This is a genomic window from Psychrobacter glacincola (assembly GCF_965118485.1).
Lineage (GTDB): Bacteria > Pseudomonadota > Gammaproteobacteria > Pseudomonadales > Moraxellaceae > Psychrobacter > Psychrobacter glacincola_D.
This window is the reverse complement of the sequence record NZ_CBCPJH010000028.1, coordinates 21,364-42,238: the sequence shown is the minus strand read 5'-3', so window position 1 is coordinate 42,238 and position 20,875 is coordinate 21,364. Positions and strand designations below refer to the sequence as shown.

Below are 20,875 nucleotides of genomic sequence, written 5' to 3'. Positions count from 1 at the left end.
GTGAGGAAAAGAACAATCAACAGACGTCATAGGCTAAACTCAATGATTAAAATAAGACTGTGGGCACTCATAAAAGCTACTATAAAATTCTAAAACGCTCCAAAACTCCCTGTAGGCACTAAGAAAAATTTAAAATAATGAATCGTACGTAAATAACAATTAGAAGCCTTGTAGGTGCCTTTAATCGACATTTAAGCCCATCTACGACTTATATCTCTTACCACAATCACAGATCAAGCTTAAATAGTGAGGCATTATCTCAGTGAACCGCCAACGTTGGGTAATCTCTGAAAACCACTGTACCTCGCAAACAAAGCTTCGATTTACAGAACTCTCAATCACAATGAACTGTCTCCTGTGTTGTCATCAAAAGACAAGTTTTCCTGATTGTCCGATGTATTCTTAGGTGGTGTAAAACTGCTTGGTATCACTTTTGTTTTAGATTCCAATTTATTTGCAATCAACTTAGTCAATTCACGATGTCTTTTCAAGCGTAGATACTTAGCATTGCCATACTCAGCCATAAATATTTTCTGTAGCGCATCGTTATCGTCATCATCTAATGCATTGGCCAACCACTCACCCAATACTTGATAAACCTCATTTCTGTCTTGATCTATCTCATCTTTAAGTGCTTTTAGCTGCGATACTTTATCGGCGAATAAATCATCTGATACAATCGACATTTAAACATCCTTTTTTAATTAAATATGATAGAATTAATCCTAGCAGCATACACATAGGGATGCAAGGTAGTAAAATACACAAGACCACATCTTTTCGTGGGCGTAGTAGTATTTTAACCCTCTGTTAAGAGCGAACTTAGGAGTTTGTACAGAAAAGACCCTCAAGGGGTACTATTTTTCTATACAAACTCCGTCGTCCGGCAGGGGATAAAGCCCCCCTACAACCCCCAAAAGCCTCACTGTTGTCTTGGATCATCGACCATGAATAGTAAAGGATTTCACCTATCTGTTACAGCTATTAGCAAGGCAAAAAATCATAGTGTCGTGGCAAAATCTGCCTATAATTCAGGTTCAAAACTGATCGATGAGCAGTCAGGGGAAGTACATGATTACACCAGTAAAACCAAGGATAAAATCTTAAATTTAGTTGACAGTGATGGTACTAAGTACACACAAGTGATTGAGAAAAATGTGATGCATACGGCGTTAATAACGCCAACTGTTGCTGGGGATTTTGCAGTAACGCGTGAGGGATTTTGGAATGATATCGAACGAATCGATACTCGTAAAAACGCGCAATTGGGTACTGAGATTGATGTAATGTTTCCTGAGGGGATCACAGCTCATCAGCGTATAGTGCTGGCCGAGCGATACGCTCAAACCTTATCTGATCGCTATAATGTGCTTGTCGATGTGGCTATTCATCGGCCCCACAGTCATGAAAAGCATGTAGGAGAGGTTGAAGTGGTTGAGCTGACCAGCAGTAACTTTCATGCTCATATTTTACTCTCAAGCCGCGAGATAGCCGCAGATGCTGATAAGGGGTATATCTTATCAAAGCGCAAGAATTGGTTGCAGTGGTCAACCAGTGAACGGTTATCCAAAGGACTAAACGGGCGCGGCGACGAGCTTAAATTTCAACGTACCCTTTGGGCGGATATGGCCAATGAGCTATTGCCTGAGAACAAAGCTATTACTGAAAAATCCTACCGCGAGCAAGGGATCAATCGCTTACCAAAAATGAAACTGGGTAAATCCTTATACAAGGATGTGCTCAAAGGCAATCGCTCCCTGATTAAGGAGTACAACGAAACGATTGATGAGATCAACGCCCATATTGAACAAACGGGCCTAGTGATTGACTACAACGACAGTGGTCGCATTGACCTAAAGAGTAATGTGCAAGAAGTCAATGGAGTAACGGTACATTATAAGAAACGTAAGCCCTATGCCCGAATTGATCTGAATGAGATTCGCTTGGTAGACCCAGCCGTTGTACTCAAGCCTATCGCACCTGAAAGCGAGCGTGAGGTTGAGGATGAGATTGATATGAGGGTGCTCGATGATTTTTTAGACGTCTCAGACAACTTTGAGCAGCAAAAAAAGACCATGCGTAGTGCTTTGTTTTCAACCATCAATAAACTGTATGAGGATTTGGCCCACCAGTCTAAACAGACTATCGCCATTCAAAAAAATATGGATGATACACGTCGATTCACCCAAGAGGTGGGGCAAGACTATCAGGGTGAGCGTGAAAAAATGCGTGTCTTCACGCAACAAGTGCGAACGCAAGATGAGCGGAAAGCATTAGAATCTGCTTTAGAGTTGGTTGAGCAATTTAGACAAGACGATACCCTGCAAACCCAGCGTGCGATTACCCGTCTTGAGAAGCAGCTGTCACATATTGATAATACCGTGCTCAATAACAAATCGGTACTAAAAATACTGATTCCTATCAACAATAAGGTCATCGCTGAGTACAAAGCGCTCAAGGTGACGCTAAAACCGTTTGCGGCGCAGCTGGAGAAACTGGCAGATAACTTTAAGGCCCTTGATAAAATTGATATTGAGAAAACTGAGTTACAGCAGCACTGGCATGAGGCGTTTGAGGATCTGCAAAACATTGAAGTCACAAGCAATATGGAAACGTATCATAAATTTTCGGCACTTGCTGATCTTGACGTTGAGTACCTTAAAACGCTTGAGCAGGAACGTGATGCCCTAAGTGCTCTTAAAGCGGTTGATATCGATGTGGCGGCTAACACTCGCTTGGCGACGCTGGTGACTGATGTGCAGGCGTTTAAAACCGCCAATGATACCGATATCAAACAATTAAAGCAGCAAATCACCACCAGTGAAAAAACCTACCAGCGCCTATCGCCGTTTTATGAGCAGCGCCGTGAGCTACTTGATCAAAGCGGCGCGGTAATTTCCCAAGACGATGAGCTATATGATGAGATTGTCAGTACCAAAACTACCCAATTGAATGCCGTTCGACTTGATGAGTGGCGTACCCGCACCATGGCGCTACATCAGCAGCTCATAAAAGCGCATGAACAAGCCGAACTTGAGAACAAAGCCAAGCGTGAGCGAGAGGCGGCAGGTAAGAGGCGGCAAGCACAACAACAAAAAGAGCAAGAGCAGGCCGCCCTTGCCCGTACCCGACTGGCAGAGACTGAGGCATATCAGGATAGGTTTGATAATATGGTTGTACGGGTTAAGCGCCATGTTGATGAGATCGACTTTAAAGTCATTGATACGGCTGCTACGGTGATAGCGGCGGCTGAAAAATTGGCTGCTGAGGCCTTTGTTTTAGAAGCGCTTCAGCAGACGGATGACTTTACAGGGTTGCAACAGCGTTTGCGAGATACGGATGAAAAACGGGTGGTGATAGACGTTGAGCAATCTACCCAAACACTATTACAAGCGTTACGCACGCTTCCTGACAACCGCCATAAAATGGACACCATAAACGCACTCAATAAGCGCTTTGAGCGGGTTCCTGACATCCACGTGGACACAAAAACCTTAACCCAAATCTTGTCGGCACAAGTGCTAGAGGTAGACAAGGCTATTCAAGCAAAAACGCGCCGTTACTCGTCACCACGCCCATTTTAGCGGCGATTATTATCATAATGAGCATCTACTATGAATAAAAACGACAGCACTGAGCAAGACACACACGATCAACTCATCAACCTAGTGACTACCCTGAGACCGGTGATTAAAGCCTTACGTGAGCTGATTAAGCAAGCCGATGATGCGGTGGCAACGCGGCTTGAGCGCTCCCTTGGTCGTATTGATGGCACTGTGAATGAGGTGACCGCTGCTATTAAAGCACTCGGCGGTAGCGCAAGCACGACATCAAAGGCACTGAATCAGTATCAAACGCTCGTCCTAGAGCAGCTACAAGCAGCAGTGGTGCTGTTTACTGAAAATGAGATGCCCAGTCGGTATGATGACAAGATCAAACAGCTCATTGATGACATAAAACAGCAGATAGACACTGCTTTAGAGACAGTAGTGACCACTAAGAGCGACAGCCTAGAGGCTCAAGTGAGTGCCATGCAAGTGGTTGCTGATAAGCTTGATGATAGCGCGGCAAGCCTTGCACTATTTACCAGCCAGTACCACGCTGGTCATGAGCAGATTATTACCGACATTGAAACGTTTGAGACTTCCACAAAAGAACGGATTGGAAAGGTAAAAGAGGATGCTGATAAAGACTTAGATAAGATTTACAAATCCATTGAGTCCATGAGCATTAAAAGGATAGCAGCAGCGGCCGCTGCTGCTACGGCTGCGATGGTGATTAGTCTGGTGGCACTTGTCTTTTGGTATGTCCCAAGCCTAGCTAATATTAACGATCTAAGAGAACAGCAAGCAGCGCTGCAACAAGGCATTGATGAGCTAGAGACGGGATGGAAACAGGCCTTTAATAACGCTCGAAGTCAGCAGCTTATTTTGGCTTGTGATGTCAATGAAGAACAGCCCGATGTGATCAGCTGGTGCGTTAGAGCAGACAGCAAAAGCGTTTTGAGAGATGAGAAAGGCTTTGTTTATTATAAAATAGCTGAGTTGACGCGCGCGAAACCGACTGAGTAAAGGTCTATGATAATAGTGAACCATACTGCCCAAAGAGGACTTTATAGGCTTAGGGTGGTTTAGATAATTGTAAGCGCATTCTTAGGTTAGATATTGGCAGCTGATAGATCTGGTAAAGAATGAGTCTCCTAGAAAATATAATACTTAAAAAATGGTTTGTTTGGCTGCTGTTATCTTTGTCTATGTTAAAAAGCCACCGATATAGCGTCTGTTAAATTTTTATGGCTAGGTATACGGTAAATACTGTATGGCTAGATCAGATAAAGGCCAGATAATGATGGATCATCTGGCTTTTAAGGTTGTTGATCATTAGATCTGTGAGTGTAGGCTAAAACGGTTATGCCACTTGGTCGGTGTGAGCTATGACCAAATCAATAAATGCGGTTTCAAGGGTGCTTAAAGCATAATCGTCAACTATAAGACCGTCATCTAGCAGTCGTTGAACCCAGACATAAACCGCTTCATCATTATAAAGAATAGTATTAACACCAAGTAATGATGCCAACTGTACGCCTTGCTGTATTTGTAAATTTAATAATAGCTGAGAAGCTAAAGTTTTAGTCTGTTCGCTGAACCATGTGCAGCTGTTGAGCCGCGACAAATTGGTATTCATGGGTATTCTCCTGTAGATTATTATATATTAATAAAGGTTTAAATGACTTCTTACAGGTCAAATTATACCTATATTTTAATCTTTTGCAAGACAAAATAATCTTCTACAGGTCTTTTTGTTTTTTTGAAGGTAATAAAGGGTTATAAGTGAGGTTGTTTACGCTGGCGACACACTGCCGTCCTCAGTTATGATTTCGTATAAATCACCAACATTGATTCTAAGATAAGTGCATAAAGACTCGATGACATCTAGATCAACTCGGGTGGCTTCTTCATGGTACATGCGAGTAATGGTGCCACGATTAATGCCAGTATCTCTTGAGATATCGGCAATTTTAAGGCGTCTTTCACCCATGATGGTAGATAAGTGACACTTCACCATAGTGGTTTCCTCATTAGCGGTTAGTGGTTTTTGATTGGTGAGCGGATTATAACGAATATGAGCTGATGAAGTATTCCTTTTAGTAGCTCAAGTTGCTATTCAATAGCAGCAATTTATGTATTAGTAGGTAGTCTACTATGCTGGTATCAGTCTTTGCACATAGCGTCTATCATGATGGCTGTGTTTTATTTAGAAAAGGCGGTGCTATTTTAGCTATTGGTAGTGATGTGACGTACAGTTTTAGATATACTTATATACTTATATACTTATATACTTATATACTTATATACTCAATACATGCTACAGGGATCTGTATTTATGAAGGTAATCGCGGTATTAAATCAAAAGGGCGGCAGCGGTAAGACCACCATTGCAACGCATTTGGCGCGTGGGCTACAGCTAAAAGGTCATAGCGTGCTGTTGGTCGATAGCGATCAGCAAGGCAGTGCGCGTGACTGGAGGGCAGTGTATGAGGACAATCCGGTACCAGTGATTGGGCTCGATAGACCAACGCTCGATAAAGATTTAAAAAGCGTTTCTGATAAAGATTATGTGGTGATCGATGGGTCACCGCAAGCCACTAGTCTGGCCATTTCTGCTATTAAAGCAGCTGATTTTATACTAATTCCTGTGCAGCCGAGCCCCTACGATATTTGGGCGACCAGCGATTTGGTGGATCTAGTGCAACAGCGTATTGAGATGATGGATGGCAAACTAAAGGCGGCGTTTGTCGTATCACGTGCCATTCAAAACACCAATATAGGTAAGGAGATAGCGACAGCACTACTCGATTACAATCTTCCAGTGTTAGAAGCTAGAGTTATGCAGCGTGTTGCTTATCCTAACAGTGCTGCCCTTGGCAAGACAGTATTTGATACTGAATCGCCTAATAGCAATGCGATACAAGAGATAACCGCATTGGTCAGTGAGATTCAAACATTTTTTGGTGAGGAGTAAATCATGAGTTTATCAGCAGGTCGTCCTAGTAAAAACGCTAAAGATACTTTGGCTTTATCAGATGTGACAGACAGTCCCAAAAAGACGGTACGAGTAAATTTTAACTTAGATGAGGATAAGCACATTGCTCTTAAACGTTACGCACTTGAGAGCCGCAAAACGGTCACTGAGCTATTGACTGAGATGATTGAGGAAAAGCTGGTTGAGAGGTAGGTATAAAAAAGTGGATTTTTTATACTTATGAAAAGGATATGTATAAAAAACTCGAAAAACTATACATATTATTGAAAGCTGTGAACAGCTTCAGTACCATCGGATTTTTGTTTGCTTAAGTCAGAATCAGAACCAGAAACGGTTAGCAGTAATAAGATATATCGCCCCTGATCTTAGAAAATTAATTACAAATCGAAATTTATACAGAGCGTAGGGGCTTTTTAAGCCCCATCATTATTTCTATAGGATTTTATTATGACAAGTACCCAACAACGTGCCGAACTACATCGCCAAATTTGGCAAATTGCAAATGAGGTTCGTGGCTCAGTTGATGGCTGGGACTTTAAGCAATATGTACTGGGTACTTTGTTTTATCGTTTTATAAGTGAGAACTTTGCCACTTATATCGAAGGTGGTGATGATAGCGTCAACTATGCGGCGCTTCCTGATGAGGTGATTACTGATGATATTAAAGACGATGCGATTAAAACCAAGGGCTACTTCATCTATCCAAGCCAACTGTTTGTCACTATCGCAACAGGGGCGCACAGAAATGAAAACCTTAATACTGATTTAGCTGCTATATTCAAATCGATTGAAGGCTCAGCGAATGGCTACCCATCCGAGCCCGATATTAAAGGCTTGTTTGCGGACTTTGATACCACCAGCAACCGCTTAGGTAATACGGTTGCCGATAAGAACACGCGCTTATCAGCGGTGCTAAAAGGGGTGGCTGGTCTTAAGTTAGAGCAGTTCGCTGATAATCAAATCGATCTGTTTGGTGATGCCTATGAGTATCTAATCTCTAACTATGCCGCTAATGCTGGTAAGTCAGGGGGCGAGTTCTTTACCCCACAAAGCGTCTCTAAGCTGATCGCACAAATTGCCATGCATAAGCAGGAAACCGTCAATAAAATTTATGATCCAGCGGCAGGGTCAGGCTCACTGTTACTGCAAGCCAAAAAGCACTTTGATAACCATATCATCGAAGAAGGGTTTTTTGGTCAAGAGATCAACCACACCACATATAACCTTGCACGTATGAATATGTTTTTGCACAATATCAATTACGATAAGTTTAATATCGTGCTGGGCAATACGCTGTTAAATCCGCATTTTGGTGATGATAAACCTTTTGACGCCATTGTTTCTAACCCACCTTATTCCGTGAGATGGATTGGTGCTGATGATCCAACGCTGATTAATGATGAACGTTTTGCGCCAGCTGGCGTCTTAGCGCCCAAGTCTAAAGCCGATTTTGCGTTTGTGCTCCATGCGCTGAACTATCTATCTAGTAAAGGTCGTGCTGCAATCGTTTGCTTTCCAGGAATCTTCTATCGGGGCGGTGCTGAACAAAAAATTCGCCAGTATCTGATAGATAACAACTATGTAGAATCGGTGATATCCCTTGCGCCCAATCTGTTCTTTGGCACAACCATATCCGTTAATATCTTAGTGCTGTCAAAACATAAAACCGATAGCAAAACGCAGTTCATTGATGCCAGTAAGTTATTTAAAGCAGAGACCAATACCAATATTCTGACCGATGAGCATATTGCGCAAATGATACAGCTGTTCGATAGCAAAGCAGATGTAGAGTATTTAGCAGTGAGCGTTGATAACAGTGCGATTGCTGAAAATGATTACAGCCTAACAGTCAGTGCTTATGTGGAAGCGGAAGACACGCGTGAGGTGATTGATATTACTACCCTTAATGCTGAGCTAAAAATCACCGTTGCGAAGATTGACCAGCTCCGCGCTGATATCGATAACATTGTTGCGGAGATTGAAGCATGATTGATTTAGGTTATATGGATAATTTATCAAAGAGTGCTGAAGCAGAATGGAGAGCTCTAGGTGATATCTCCATAATTTACGGAGGCCTCACTGGTAAGAGTAAAGGTGATTTTGATGATGGTAATACTTCATATGTTCCATATAAAAATATTTTTTATAACACCGCTGTTGATTTTGATAACCTTGAATTAGTAAAAGTATCAAATACAGAGAATCAACGTGAAGTAAAATATGGGGATGTTTTATTTACAGGTTCATCAGAAACACCGGACGAGGCAGGTATGTCTTCCGCTATTACACGAGAACTGTCAAAAACTATTTATCTAAATAGTTTTTCGTTTGGTTTGCGATTTAATAGCGATATAAAAATAAATCCTCACTTTTCTAAACATTTATTTCGCAGTCATTTTATGCGTAAGGAAATCATAAAGACTGCAAGTGGTGTTACACGGTTTAATATATCTAAAGCAAGATTTAAAAAAATCCAAATCCCCATACCACCCCTCAATATCCAAGCCGAAATCGTCCGAATTTTAGACGCATTTACAGAGCTTACCGCAGAGCTTACCGCAGAGCTTACCGCAGAGCTTGTAGCACGTAAGCATCAATATGCTTACTATCGTAAACAATTATTAACGTTTAATGATGATGAAGTTGATTGGAAAACGTTAAAAGAAGTTGCGCTTGAACTTGGTCGCGGAAAATCAAGACATCGCCCTAGAAATGATCCAAAGCTATATGGAGGAGACGTGCCACTCATTCAAACAGGGGATATTAGGAATGCTTCTCATGTTATTAATGAGTACACACAAACTTATAGTAAATTTGGATTGGAACAAAGTAAGTTATGGCCTAAGGGGACGCTTTGCATAACCATAGCAGCCAATATCGCAGAAACTACCATACTTGGCTTTGATTCATGTTTTCCAGATAGCATTATAGGTTTTGTTGCAAATCCGGAAAAAACAACTGCTAGCTACGTCGAGTATCTTTTGACTTCATTCAAATCAGAACTTCAGGCGAAAAGTACTGGTAGTGCTCAAAGCAATATAAATCTTGCAACTTTCGAACGTATAAAATTCCCATTTCCATCTCTTGCCGAACAAGAACGCATCGTCACCATACTAGATAAGTTCGACGCCTTAACCACCTCACTTACCGAAGGCTTACCGCATGAGATTGCTTTGCGTCAGCAGCAGTATGAGTATTATCGTGAGCTGTTATTGAGCTTTCCTAAATTAGAAACATGCACAGACACCAATTTGTAAGGATAAACCTATATGTCTACTTCCGTGCCAAGCCTACAAAATCAAACTACTGAGTTTCTGCTCTACACCGAACCAAATGGAGAAGTAAAAGTTGAGGTGCTGCTAAGTAACGAGACAATTTGGCTAACTCAAGAACGTATGGCTGAGCTATTTGGAGTGCAACGCCCTGCTATTACAAAGCACTTGAAAAATATTTTTGAAAGTGGTGAATTGCAAGAACAAGTGGTATGTTCCATTTTGGAACATACCACTGAACACGGCGCGATTACTGGGAAAACTCAAACTCAACACGTGCGGTATTACAACCTAGATGCGATAATTTCGGTAGGTTATCGAGTCAATTCAACCCAAGCCACCCAGTTTCGAATCTGGGCAACACAACTGATTAAAGAATATATTATCAAAGGTTTTGTCATGGATGATGAACGTCTAAAAAATGGGCAGCTGTTTGGTAAAGACTACTTTAAAGAGCTATTGGATCGAGTGCGCTCTATCCGAGCCAGTGAAAGGCGTATCTATCAGCAGATTACTGATATTTTTGCCGAATGTAGCATTGACTACGATTCGAGTTCAGAAACCACTCGTTTGTTTTATGCCAGTGTGCAAGATAAGTTTCACTTTGCAATTACTGGCCATACAGCAGCAGAAATAATCTCATTAAGTGCTGATGCGAATAAGCCTTTAATGGGTATGACTAGCTACAAAAATGCACCTGATGGTCGAGTGTTAAAAGCTGATACAGTTATTGCTAAGAATTACCTAAGCGAAAAAGATATTAAAAAATTGGAACGCACTATATCGGCTTTTTTTGATTATATAGAGGGTATTGTTGAAAGACGTAATACTTTCACCATGGAAGCATTTGCTGAAAGTGTAGATAAGTTTTTAGCCTTTAATGAATATCAAATATTAGAAGGTTATGGAAATATATCTCGTAAAGTGGCAGAGCGTAAGGCTCATGCAGAATATGAAGTATTTAATAAGCAACAAAAGATAGAGTCCGATTTTGATCGTGAAGTTAAAAAACTGCTGCAAAAGAAGGATAGTAGTAAATGACTGAGCATACCAAAACGATTGCTGAATCGAACAACTTTATTATCCTCAATAAATATACCAAGTGCGATCAGCCCGATGGAGACTATCAAACTGAAGACGACTTAGAGCGTGAATTGCTCAAAGACCTACAAAACCAAGGTTATGAGTTTGTGGCCAGTTTAAACTCACCTCAAACCATGTTGGCTAACGTGCGTGTGCAGCTGCAAGCCTTAAATAAGGTGCAGTTCACAGATGATGAGTGGCAACGCTTTGTGATGGGTTACCTCGATAACCCTAGCGATAACAGCACCGACAAAGCCCGTAAAATTCATGATGACCATATCCATGATTTTACGTTTGACGATGGACGGCTGCAAAATATCGCGCTACTCGATAAGAAGAATATCCCACGCAACAAAGTACAGGTCATCAAACAGTTTGCCCAAACAGGCACACAAGCAAATCGTTATGACGTCACTATTTTGGTCAATGGCTTGCCATTAGTGCAAGTCGAGCTGAAAAAGCGTGGTGTGGCTATCCGAGAAGCCTTTAACCAAGTACATCGTTATAGCAAAGAAAGCTTTAACTCTGATAACTCCCTCTATAAATACATACAGCTGTTTGTGATCTCAAACGGCACAGACACCCGCTACTTTGCCAATACAACCAAGCGCAATAGAAACAGCTTTGATTTCACCATGAATTGGGCGCGATCAGACAACACCTTAATCAAAGATCTAAAAGACTTTACCGCCACCTTCTTCCAAAAACACACTCTATTGAACGTACTGATGCATTACACCGTCTTTGATGTGAGCGATACTTCATTGGTGATGCGTCCGTATCAGATTGCGGCTACTGAACGCATTCTGTGGAAGATAAACAGCGCCTATCAAACTAAGAAGTGGAGCAGCCTTGAGAGTGGCGGCTTTATTTGGCATACCACAGGCTCAGGCAAGACCTTAACCAGCTTTAAAGCGGCTCGTTTGGCGACTGAGCTACCCTTCATTGATAAAGTATTTTTTGTGGTAGACCGTAAGGATCTTGATTACCAAACCATGAAAGAGTACCAGCGCTTCTCCCCTGAGAGCGTAAACGGTTCAGACAGTACCGCAGGTCTAAAACTTAATCTTGAGAAAGACGATAATAAAATCGTCGTTACAACCATCCAAAAATTGAACAACTTAATCAAAGGTGAAGGTCACTTATCTATCTATGATAAGCAAGTGGTGTTTATTTTTGATGAAGCGCATCGCAGTCAGTTTGGTGAAGCACAAAAGAACCTGAAAAAGAAGTTCAAAAAGTTCTATCAATTCGGCTTTACAGGGACACCTATCTTCCCAGAGAACGCTTTGGGTGCAGAGACGACCGCCAGTGTGTTTGGTCATGAGCTGCATTCCTACGTCATCACCGATGCCATTCGTGATGAGAAGGTCTTGAAGTTTAAAGTCGATTACAACGACGTACGCCCACAGTTTAGCGGTATTGAAAGCGAGCAGGACGAGACCAAGCTGACCGCAGCAGAGAACAAGCAGCTGTTGCTACACCCTGATCGTATTCAAGAGATATCGCAGTATGTGTTAAAGCACTATAGGCAAAAAACCCACCGTCTAAAGTCTGGTGGTAAAGGCTTTAACGCCATGTTTGCTGTCAGTAGTGTGGACGCTGCCAAAGCCTATTATGAAGCCTTGAACCACTTGCAAAAGGACAGCGACAAACCGTTAAAGATCGCCACTATATTCTCTTATGCTGCTAACGAAGAACAAGACGCATTGGGGGACATTCCTGATGAAGGCTTTGAGCCTACCGCCATGAACAGCAGTGCCAAAGAGTTTTTAAGTAGCGCTATTGATGATTATAACGGCATGTTCAAAACCAATTATGGCGTAGACAGTAAATCCTTCCAAAACTACTATCGTGACCTTGCAGAGCGTGTCATCAAGCAGGAAGTGGACTTACTGGTTGTCGTTGGTATGTTCTTGACAGGTTTTGATGCGCCTACCTTGAACACCTTATTCGTGGATAAGAACCTGCGCTATCACGGCTTAATGCAAGCGTTCTCACGTACCAACCGTATCTATGATGCCACCAAGACCTTTGGCAATATCGTGACCTTTCGAGACTTAGAGAAAGCAACCATTGATGCCATCACCTTGTTTGGTGATAGAAACACTAAAAACGTGGTGCTAGAGAAAAGCTACAAGGAATATTTAGAAGGCTTTACCGATATCGCTACAGGCAAAGCTCGCCGTGGTTATCTAGAAGTGGTCAAAGAGCTGCAACAACGCTTCCCTAATCCTGATGAGATTGTCAAAGAGTCTGACAAGAAAGACTTTGCCAAGTTATTCGGGGAGTATTTGCGTGTTGAGAATATTTTACAAAACTATGATGAGTTTGCAAGCTTAAAAGCACTGCAAAACTTGGATGTGACCGACGCTGACGCTGTTGAAACGTTTAAGGATGAGCACTACCTAAACGACGATGACTTAGCTGCTATGCAAGCCATTAAAGTACCTGCTGAACGTACTGTACAAGATTACCGTTCTACCTACAATGACATAAGCGATTGGCTCCGTCGTGAAAAAGCGGGTGAGCAGCAAGATGAGTCCTCGATTGATTGGGATGATGTGGTTTTTGAGATAGATTTGCTCAAATCACAGGAAATTAATCTTGATTACATACTCGAGTTAATTTTTGAGCATAATAAAAACACAAAGGACAAGTCTGCCTTAGTTGAAGAGGTACGACGTTTGATTCGGGCAAGCCTTGGTAACCGCGCTAAAGAGAGCTTGGTGGTCGATTTTATTAATCAAACCAACTTGGATACCATCCCTGATAAGTCCAGTATCATTGATGCCTTCTTTAGTTATGCTCAGGTAGAACAGCAACGCGAAGTCAAAGATATGATTGCCACTGAAAATCTGAATGAGGATGCCGCTAAGCGTTATATCACCGCTTCTTTAAAGCGTGAGTACGCCAGTGAGAACGGTACAGAGCTGAATGCTATCTTACCTAAGCTTAGTCCACTCAACCCACAATACTTAACCAAGAAGCAAAGCGTTCTGCAGAAAATTGCTGCCTTTGTTGAGAAGTTTAAAGGGGTTGGTGGGAAGGTCTGATTGATGACCTGAAAGATGGGTATACTAAATTTTGTGTCAGTGTCAGTATAAGCGCAATGACAGTTGCACAAAGTTTGGGATGTTCTCGTTTTTTCTATAGATTATCATATTATCTAATAGCTTTGAATTAGAATCACTTTTTAAAAAAGCACTGCCCAAAATTATCTTGTAAATAGGATTACGGTATGTCCAATATAAGCACACTAGAAGTCAATTTATCTGACGATCATCTGAAGCGTGTATCGAGAGCTTCCCCAATCCAAGCTATTGAAGAGCTGATCTGGAATAGCTTGGATGCCGATGCTACCAATATATCTGTACGTATCGAATCTAATGACATAGGCAACCAGTCCATTACTATTGAAGATAACGGCACTGGTATATCTGAGAAACAAGCAAGAAATTATTTAGGTTACATTGGCAACTCTTGGAAAGCTTCTAGGTCAGAAACTGAAAGTGGTAGGCCTATTCATGGCCAAAAAGGTGAAGGGCGCTTTAAAGCATTTTCATTAGGTAGAGTTGTTGATTGGGAAAGTGTATTTCAGCAAGATGATAACTTTCATAAGTTAGTCATTTCTTTAAATTCTGATAGAGCTAACAAGTTTGATGTACTTAAAGCAGCCCAATCAAACGATAAGGAAACTAAGTCCGTAATAAGAATAAGTGAGTTAAATAAAAAAGTTGCAGGGCATAATTTCAATGAGCTACGAAACAAACTTACCCAGACTTTTTCACCTTATTTGTACGCTTATTCTGATATTAAAATACTGATAAATGGCTATCCAATTAATCCTGATGAAGCTATAGAAGGTATTAGCGAATATGAATTAGAGTTAGATAGCATAGTGGGAACTCATAAAGTTAAAATTATTGAATGGTTAGAGATCAAGTCAAAACAGCTTTTACTATGCAAAAGTAACGGTACTGTTCTGAAGGAGCAAAGAGTTGAACCTCATCGCATCAGAAGCTTGGGATACTCTTTTTCTGCCTACTTAATAAGCGATTACATTACTAAATTAAACAGTGAGTCTAGTTTAGACTTGGTGGACTTGGATGCTGATGGCAAAGATTTGCTAGAAGCAGCCTATCAACAAATAAATAACCACTTCAAAACAAAAAAAGCAAAGGAGCACTTGCTTAGACTTCAAAGATGGAAGGAAGCAGGTATTTATCCATTTGAGGAAAATAATGATCTAGGAGTTATTGAAACAGCCAAACGTGAAATTTTTGATATTATCGCTTCTAAAGTTGAGGATAATTTACCTAAATTTGCAAACTCAAATGATAAGACAAAAAAGTTCACCTTTAAATTACTGTCGCAAGCACTTGAAGATAATCCGCAGTCGATGCAAGCCATTATGACGGAGGTATTGAACCTAAGCACAGAAGAACAAGATGAGTTTGCTAAATTATTAGAAAAAACCAGCTTATCTCATATAATCAAATCAGCCAAAATTGTAGCTGATCGTTTAGATTTTATTGAATCATTACATACGCTCGTTTTTGATCATAAAAAATCGTTGCTAGAAAGAGATCAGCTGCATAAAATTCTGGAAACTGAAGGCTGGATTTTCGATGAGCACTTTTCTTTAGCAGGTAGTGAGAAACGCCTTGAAGATGTATTAGATATACACCTCAAGTTACTTGGAAAACGCAGTGAAGATGATGGAGACGTTTTAATAAATGATGAAAGACAGGGAAGAGTAGATCTAATGCTATCTAAATCGGTAGAAGTTAGGCCAGGTCATAAAGACTTCTTAGTCGTTGAGTTAAAGCGTCCTAATAAGAAAATAGACAATGATGTTATAGGTCAGCTTATGGGTTACGCCCAAGCAGTTAATGATGACGAAAGATTTGATAAGTCTAATTGCAAATGGAAGTTTATAGCAGTTTCCAATCAATTTGATTCTATAGCAAAAATGAGAGCAAACAATATCGGACTCCCCAAAGGTTGCGTTCATCAAGTAAGTGGAATAGAAATTTATATTATGACGTGGTCAGAAGTTATAACCAATGCTAAAGCACGGCTAAAATTCTATCAAGAGCAGCTACGTTATGAAGCTGATACAGAAACTAGTCTCTCTTACCTTCATAAAATGCATAACGAATTTATACCTAAAAACATTCAGAAACAGGATTTGGAGTGTTTACTGGATTCTGTATAAGCGCATTTTAAAAAGACCGCTTATCTAAATTAATAATAGAGCTAATAGCCTACCTAGAATAAACTAAGGTGTAAAACCGCTGCAATTAACCTATCATTAGCCTATACCCAAAACATAAAATCCCTATACGATAATCTACCTATCATTAGACTTGTTTCTGTTATTAAATGATAGTAATATCTTGCTATTATCAATGAACATTGATTATCAAGTCTAAATAGTAGAGGTAGCTTTATGACCGTTCGTATTTATGTGAGAGCCAGTACTAAGGATCAAGACGCTAAGAGAGCCTTGTCTGACTTGATTAGCTTTAGCAAAAGCTATGATGATAGCTATGCTCAATATATTGAGCATTTCAGTGGTACAAAGCTCGATAGACCATTACTCACTCTATTACTCAATGCCGCTGAAGAAGGCGATATCCTATTAGTTGAAAGCGTGGATAGATTAAGTAGGTTATCTCAAGATGACTTTGCAATTCTAAAGCAGCGTATCAAAGACAAGGGATTGCGATTGGTGGTAGCTGATCTGCCAACGACACATACGGTAAGTAATGGCATGACCGGTGAAATCCTAACAGTGATTAACCATATGCTGATCGACTTATTAGCAACGATGGCAAAGCTTGATAACGACAAGCGTAGAGAGCGTATCAAGCAGGGATTGGCAAACAGTGGATATAAACCTACTGGTAAGAAAGCCAACATAGTAAAACATAACCGTATCAGAGAATTAGACAGTCAAAGCAATATGACAAAAGAGGAAATCGCTAAGGCCGTTGGTGTTGGGGTAGCTACCGTTTATCGGGTGTTAAAGCAGGGCTAATCGCTGAGGTATTTTAAATATTAATTTACCTTTTTATAGACATAACGCCATCAGATATATAATGATTAAGTTGATAGATTTTAATCATGTATCCTGATTCAAAAAATACTGTGATATTTTTTGGGTAGTTTATATTGAATTCAAAAGCCCTAGGACTGTCGGAGCTTCAACATTCTTCAATTGAAGATTTGAAGAATACTAACTTAACAGTAATCAATACATTTTTTGAGTATTTGAGTATTTGAGTATTTGAGTATTTGAGTATTACTTTGCTTTTTTAACTATGATAGCAATCAGATGCATCAGATTTGTACGTCCTAGCGTTGTACCTGACTTATTTTCTATATAGAACGTAGCAATTTTATGCCCATGGTCTTGAGCAAATGCTATGAGCTCATTTTTGACACGCTTGGCATCTTGCTCATGGGTTGATGTCTAATAAACATAATTAAATTAATAGTCTGTTATAAGTGGTTCCGTTATATCAGTCTATTTTAAGTGGTCTATTAATTGATTAATGACTCTAATTAGTTGGTTTCCTTGTGGTATACCTAATAAGACCATCTAATGGTGTATTTAGAATACATCATGATAGGCATGTAAATTATAAATTATAGTGTTACTTTGATTAAATAACAGGACAAGCAGCTATGAAAAAAAGGCTATTAACATTTTTACTGACTGGCTTAATGCTCACAGGATGTCATAAAGTCATTAATACTCAGACTATTAGTATTCCTAGCGATGTCTTACCCGTAAAATCAGATATTGAAAAAGAATTTGAAGACCTGACAGTACAAGCCAATGAAGGCAATGCTGAGGCTCAATATAGCCTTGCAGTAATGTATGACGATGGCGAAGGTACACTCGAGGATAACGCTAAGGCCGTTGAGTGGTATACAAAATCAGCCAACCAAGGATATGATCTTGCTCAATATAACCTTGCAATAATGTACGACGATGGTGAAGGGGTAGATCAGGATCGCTCTACAGCTATTGAATGGTTCACAAAAGCTGCTAATCAAGGCTACGCTAAAGCTCAACTCGAACTTAGTAAAACTTACTACAATTACGATGGCAAAGGTACAGACGAGGATTACGATAAACATATCGATTGGCGTACAAAAGCTGTTAACCAAGGGATTGGTCCGATGAAATTCATCAATGGCGTACCACATCGAAAGAGCGAGCGTGTGCGTCAAAATGATGCCAAAGTCGTTGAGCAGTGGCAGAAACTAGCCAACCAAGGCAATACTGAGGCTCAATTCAATATTGGTAACGCTTACTACGAAGGTAAAGGGGTACGTCATGATTATCCTAAAGCTATCAAGTGGTATACAAAATCCGCTAACCAAGGATATGTTCCTGCCCAATACCAACTTGGAACAATTTATAGCTATGGCGAAGGTGCGCCTCAGGATTATGCTAAAGCCGGTAAGTGGTATCTAAAAGCCGCCAATCAAGGTGATGCTAGATCTCAATATAACCTTGGTATGATGTATCTTAATGGGATAGGCGTACGTCGAAATACAGTTATAGCAAAAAAGTACTTTTCCAAAGCTTGTGACAATGGATATCAATTAGGTTGTAACAACTTGGGTATAAGGACAGAGGATGAATAAAGACTAGGTTATTAGGGAATATCCTAGTCAAAGAATCACAAAGCCAAGCTTATCAAGTACACTCAGATGTACACTAATTAAACCCAGTAGCCTATAACTATTGAAATCGCTTAGCTACAGGCTAAGGTTCAAGTCCTCACTAGGGTACCAAACTGATTCAATCAGTTCGGCAGTTATCAAATCATTAAGTTAGTTCAGTGCGCTATACAAACAGCGAACTGTAAGCTATATTCTCAATAATTATGGCAGGTTCTGTAAAAACTGGACATTGAAATGAAGGCTAATATACGAACGTATCTTTGGGGTCATGAATCCTTTACTAATACATTAAAGAATGATTTTGTTTGGGACGTTGATAAATATTGGGATCTAGAAATCTTTTTACTAAATATTATTAAAGAGATTGAAAATAAGAAAACTGTAGACAAGGCGGTGATGGCCGATGTTTATTATTTAGGAAGATCGATTGAAACAGCATTTTCTTCAACTCTAAACCCATATGATGCTTGGAGTGTAGAAAATATAGATATAGAAGAGTTAACAGAATATTATGATAGGTTTACTCATATTATGAGAATTTTTTGGGGAAGAATCCCTTTACGTGAGGATGACTACTTACTGAAAGAAAACCCCTTATTTAAAGATCTTTAGAGATATTTAATTATAACGCTTTATTAAAAACCCTCACACTGTAAATATTTCAGTGAGTTAAAGCGCCGATGACATTAGCACACAGCCGAGCATTCAAATCCTCACTAGATAGGAGCCCTTATTCCCATAACGGACGTTATGTTAAATGGCTTTAACTACAAAAAATTCATCGGTATAATTGGCTTTTTTTATTACATCATCGTTTCAGTCAAATGGTATGCTTAACGAATAATCTTCAATCAGTGAACGAGATACATGACCTTATCTAAAACTAAATTAACCGTTACTCTTATTTGTCTTTCTTTCTCACCTATTTTGATAACGAGCTGTCAGAAAACGCAAAATGACGACCGTAATGAAGTTTTTCACGTACAACCAGTAACTGAAGAGAGTGATGACGTTATAGAATTACAGAGATTAGCTGAACAAGGCGATACTATAGCGCAATTCGATTTAGGTGTTGCTTACGAGAATGGGCAAGGAGTACCGCAAGACTACGCTAAAGCTATCGAGCTATATACAAAAGCGGCTAGCCGAGGTGATGCAGATGCACAAAATAACTTGGGCAGAATGTATGATGAAGGCAAAGGAGTAGATCAAGATTATACTCAGGCTATTGAGTGGTACACAAAAGCGGCTAACCAAGGTAACTCCACTGCACAAACTAATCTCGGTCTAATGTATTTCGAGGGTGTAGGTATAAATCAGAATTATGATCAAGCCATCAAATGGTTTCAAAAAGCTGCCGATCAAGGAAATATGGATGCTCAATATAACCTTGGTGTTCTATATATGGATAGTGATGAAAATTATCAAAGTTATAGTAAGGCGATTAAGCTCTTCGAACCGTTAGCTAAACAAGGTCGTTCTGTAGTGGTCAACTAAATTAAGACACCTGACCAGAAGTTTTTGTTAAAGTAGCGTTTCTCTTCTTCTAGCGGTGTTAAACAATCATTGAAGCTGTGCGGTCTCACGGACTGATAGTAGCCCCATATATAATCACTGTTTGTGCGTCTTTTACTGGCAGCTTTTAAGTCCCATTTGCTTCATAAGCTGACCTGCCATGTAGCAGGTCAGCCTGATGCTGTAAGATGGCAGTAATAGTGCGAGTCCATGCTGAGTCTTTTGAGTCATTAAATACTTCACGTATCAATGCTTTGATCTTGATACGCTTCACATCAATAGATTTAGTTTATATGCCATAGTAATAACTGCTTCTCACCACACCAAATAGGTCACATAGCTTACGCTTGCCCAATCATTTGTCCTGCTCTGCAAGCTTACTTATTGGTAGTAGCTTTTTAGACTGTCCGATGCCAACAGAGCTGAAGCCTTTTTTAAGATGTCACGCTCCATTCTTAGACGTTTGTTCTCTTTTCGTAGTTGTTGTAGCTATCGCTGCTCATCAGTTAAAGCCGAGCCTTGGGTTGGAGCAACGCCTTGTTGCTCTAACCGATATTTTCGTACCTAGTTGTCTAAGGTCGATACACCAATCCCCAAAGACTTTGCTACTTCAGCTATCTTGCGATTGTGATCAACCACTAATCTGATGGCCTCTAACTTAAATTCTCGGGTGTATTACCTATTCTCTACGTTTGTTATTCATACTAGTGTCTTCTTTGAGTTAGTATAATCTCTTAAACATGGTCTAAGTTAAT

General features: G+C 40.2%; 16 protein-coding genes and 1 pseudogene. 13 read left to right on the top strand and 4 right to left on the bottom strand.

Annotation, left to right across the window (positions count from 1 at the left end; genetic code table 11):
* Positions 1-338: 338 nt before the first annotated feature.
* Positions 339-686 carry a hypothetical protein gene (locus ACMHKH_RS10940; protein WP_413520674.1) on the bottom strand — a complete coding sequence of 116 codons (348 nt, stop codon included), beginning with the start codon at positions 684-686 and terminating at the stop codon, positions 339-341.
* A gap of 261 nt (positions 687-947) precedes the next feature.
* On the opposite strand from ACMHKH_RS10940, the gene ACMHKH_RS10935 reads away from it, so the two are divergent.
* Together ACMHKH_RS10935 and ACMHKH_RS10930 are read left to right on the top strand one after the other, a co-directional pair.
* Positions 948-3,584 carry a MobA/MobL family protein gene (locus ACMHKH_RS10935; RefSeq protein WP_413520673.1) on the top strand — a complete coding sequence of 879 codons (2,637 nt, stop codon included), beginning with the start codon at positions 948-950 and terminating at the stop codon, positions 3,582-3,584.
* A 30-nt stretch (positions 3,585-3,614) separates the two neighbouring features.
* Entirely contained in the window at positions 3,615-4,571 is a 957-nt protein-coding gene (locus ACMHKH_RS10930; RefSeq protein ID WP_413520672.1) for a DNA-binding protein, read from the top strand.
* Positions 4,572-4,908: 337 nt separating this feature from the next.
* On the opposite strand, the gene ACMHKH_RS10925 is transcribed toward ACMHKH_RS10930, so the two are convergent.
* The gene (locus ACMHKH_RS10925) at positions 4,909-5,184 is read right to left on the bottom strand and encodes a hypothetical protein (protein WP_413520671.1); all 276 of its coding nucleotides are present in this window, start codon (positions 5,182-5,184) and stop codon (positions 4,909-4,911) included.
* A 156-nt stretch (positions 5,185-5,340) separates the two neighbouring features.
* Entirely contained in the window at positions 5,341-5,565 is a 225-nt protein-coding gene (locus ACMHKH_RS10920; protein WP_413520670.1) for a helix-turn-helix domain-containing protein, read from the bottom strand.
* Positions 5,566-5,883: 318 nt separating this feature from the next.
* Here ACMHKH_RS10920 and parA point away from each other — a divergent pair, with 318 nt between their 5' ends.
* The 11 genes from parA (at position 5,884) to ACMHKH_RS10865 (ending at position 20,102) form a co-directional block, all read left to right on the top strand.
* On the top strand, positions 5,884-6,522 hold the full coding sequence (parA, locus tag ACMHKH_RS10915) for a ParA family partition ATPase (protein WP_413520669.1): 639 nt from the start codon (positions 5,884-5,886) through the stop codon (positions 6,520-6,522).
* A 3-nt stretch (positions 6,523-6,525) separates the two neighbouring features.
* Positions 6,526-6,735, top strand: a complete 210-nt coding sequence (locus ACMHKH_RS10910) for a plasmid partition protein ParG (RefSeq protein WP_413520668.1) — start codon at positions 6,526-6,528, stop codon at positions 6,733-6,735.
* A gap of 255 nt (positions 6,736-6,990) precedes the next feature.
* Positions 6,991-8,532 carry a type I restriction-modification system subunit M gene (locus ACMHKH_RS10905; protein ID WP_413520667.1) on the top strand — a complete coding sequence of 514 codons (1,542 nt, stop codon included), beginning with the start codon at positions 6,991-6,993 and terminating at the stop codon, positions 8,530-8,532.
* Positions 8,529-9,800, top strand: a complete 1,272-nt coding sequence (locus tag ACMHKH_RS10900) for a restriction endonuclease subunit S (protein WP_413520666.1) — start codon at positions 8,529-8,531, stop codon at positions 9,798-9,800. Before ACMHKH_RS10905 ends, ACMHKH_RS10900 begins: the two co-directional genes overlap by 4 nt.
* Positions 9,801-9,812: 12 nt before the next feature.
* Complete coding sequence (locus tag ACMHKH_RS10895; RefSeq protein ID WP_149493394.1) at positions 9,813-10,856, top strand: virulence RhuM family protein; 1,044 nt, start codon at positions 9,813-9,815, stop codon at positions 10,854-10,856.
* Positions 10,853-13,954, top strand: a complete 3,102-nt coding sequence (locus ACMHKH_RS10890; RefSeq protein ID WP_413520665.1) for a type I restriction endonuclease subunit R — start codon at positions 10,853-10,855, stop codon at positions 13,952-13,954. The genes ACMHKH_RS10895 and ACMHKH_RS10890 overlap by 4 nt, the downstream gene beginning before the upstream one ends.
* Before the next feature lie 185 nt (positions 13,955-14,139).
* Positions 14,140-16,119, top strand: a complete 1,980-nt coding sequence (locus tag ACMHKH_RS10885) for an ATP-binding protein (RefSeq protein ID WP_413520664.1) — start codon at positions 14,140-14,142, stop codon at positions 16,117-16,119.
* 234 nt (positions 16,120-16,353) lie between these two features.
* Positions 16,354-16,944 carry a recombinase family protein gene (locus ACMHKH_RS10880; protein ID WP_413520663.1) on the top strand — a complete coding sequence of 197 codons (591 nt, stop codon included), beginning with the start codon at positions 16,354-16,356 and terminating at the stop codon, positions 16,942-16,944.
* A gap of 650 nt (positions 16,945-17,594) precedes the next feature.
* A complete protein-coding gene (locus ACMHKH_RS10875) occupies positions 17,595-18,566 on the top strand; it encodes a tetratricopeptide repeat protein (RefSeq protein ID WP_413520662.1) in 972 nt (323 codons plus the stop codon).
* Between the two features lie 273 nt (positions 18,567-18,839).
* Positions 18,840-19,217, top strand: a complete 378-nt coding sequence (locus tag ACMHKH_RS10870) for a hypothetical protein (RefSeq protein ID WP_413520661.1) — start codon at positions 18,840-18,842, stop codon at positions 19,215-19,217.
* Positions 19,218-19,472: 255 nt separating this feature from the next.
* Positions 19,473-20,102: a tetratricopeptide repeat protein gene (locus ACMHKH_RS10865; protein WP_413520660.1), complete on the top strand. Its 630-nt coding sequence runs from the start codon at positions 19,473-19,475 to the stop codon at positions 20,100-20,102.
* A 582-nt stretch (positions 20,103-20,684) separates the two neighbouring features.
* Here ACMHKH_RS10865 and ACMHKH_RS10860 read toward each other — a convergent pair.
* Positions 20,685-20,783 (bottom strand): annotated as a pseudogene (locus ACMHKH_RS10860) (hypothetical protein); the annotation flags it as partial.
* Positions 20,784-20,875 lie beyond the last annotated feature (92 nt).

Excerpts from the sequence above, each read along its gene's own strand:
- ACMHKH_RS10935 (WP_413520673.1), top strand. The coding sequence starts at position 948 with ATGAATAGTAAAGGATTTCACCTATCTGTTACAGCTATTAGCAAGGCA.
- ACMHKH_RS10880 (WP_413520663.1), top strand. The coding sequence starts at position 16,354 with ATGACCGTTCGTATTTATGTGAGAGCCAGTACTAAGGATCAAGACGCT.
- ACMHKH_RS10910 (WP_413520668.1), top strand. The coding sequence starts at position 6,526 with ATGAGTTTATCAGCAGGTCGTCCTAGTAAAAACGCTAAAGATACTTTG.
- ACMHKH_RS10875 (WP_413520662.1), top strand. The coding sequence starts at position 17,595 with ATGAAAAAAAGGCTATTAACATTTTTACTGACTGGCTTAATGCTCACA.
- ACMHKH_RS10890 (WP_413520665.1), top strand. The coding sequence starts at position 10,853 with ATGACTGAGCATACCAAAACGATTGCTGAATCGAACAACTTTATTATC.
- ACMHKH_RS10900 (WP_413520666.1), top strand. The coding sequence starts at position 8,529 with ATGATTGATTTAGGTTATATGGATAATTTATCAAAGAGTGCTGAAGCA.
- parA (WP_413520669.1), top strand. The coding sequence starts at position 5,884 with ATGAAGGTAATCGCGGTATTAAATCAAAAGGGCGGCAGCGGTAAGACC.
- ACMHKH_RS10940 (WP_413520674.1), bottom strand. The coding sequence starts at position 686 with ATGTCGATTGTATCAGATGATTTATTCGCCGATAAAGTATCGCAGCTA.
- ACMHKH_RS10870 (WP_413520661.1), top strand. The coding sequence starts at position 18,840 with ATGAAGGCTAATATACGAACGTATCTTTGGGGTCATGAATCCTTTACT.
- ACMHKH_RS10925 (WP_413520671.1), bottom strand. The coding sequence starts at position 5,184 with ATGAATACCAATTTGTCGCGGCTCAACAGCTGCACATGGTTCAGCGAA.
- ACMHKH_RS10865 (WP_413520660.1), top strand. The coding sequence starts at position 19,473 with ATGACCTTATCTAAAACTAAATTAACCGTTACTCTTATTTGTCTTTCT.
- ACMHKH_RS10930 (WP_413520672.1), top strand. The coding sequence starts at position 3,615 with ATGAATAAAAACGACAGCACTGAGCAAGACACACACGATCAACTCATC.
- ACMHKH_RS10920 (WP_413520670.1), bottom strand. The coding sequence starts at position 5,565 with ATGGTGAAGTGTCACTTATCTACCATCATGGGTGAAAGACGCCTTAAA.
- ACMHKH_RS10885 (WP_413520664.1), top strand. The coding sequence starts at position 14,140 with ATGTCCAATATAAGCACACTAGAAGTCAATTTATCTGACGATCATCTG.
- ACMHKH_RS10895 (WP_149493394.1), top strand. The coding sequence starts at position 9,813 with ATGTCTACTTCCGTGCCAAGCCTACAAAATCAAACTACTGAGTTTCTG.
- ACMHKH_RS10905 (WP_413520667.1), top strand. The coding sequence starts at position 6,991 with ATGACAAGTACCCAACAACGTGCCGAACTACATCGCCAAATTTGGCAA.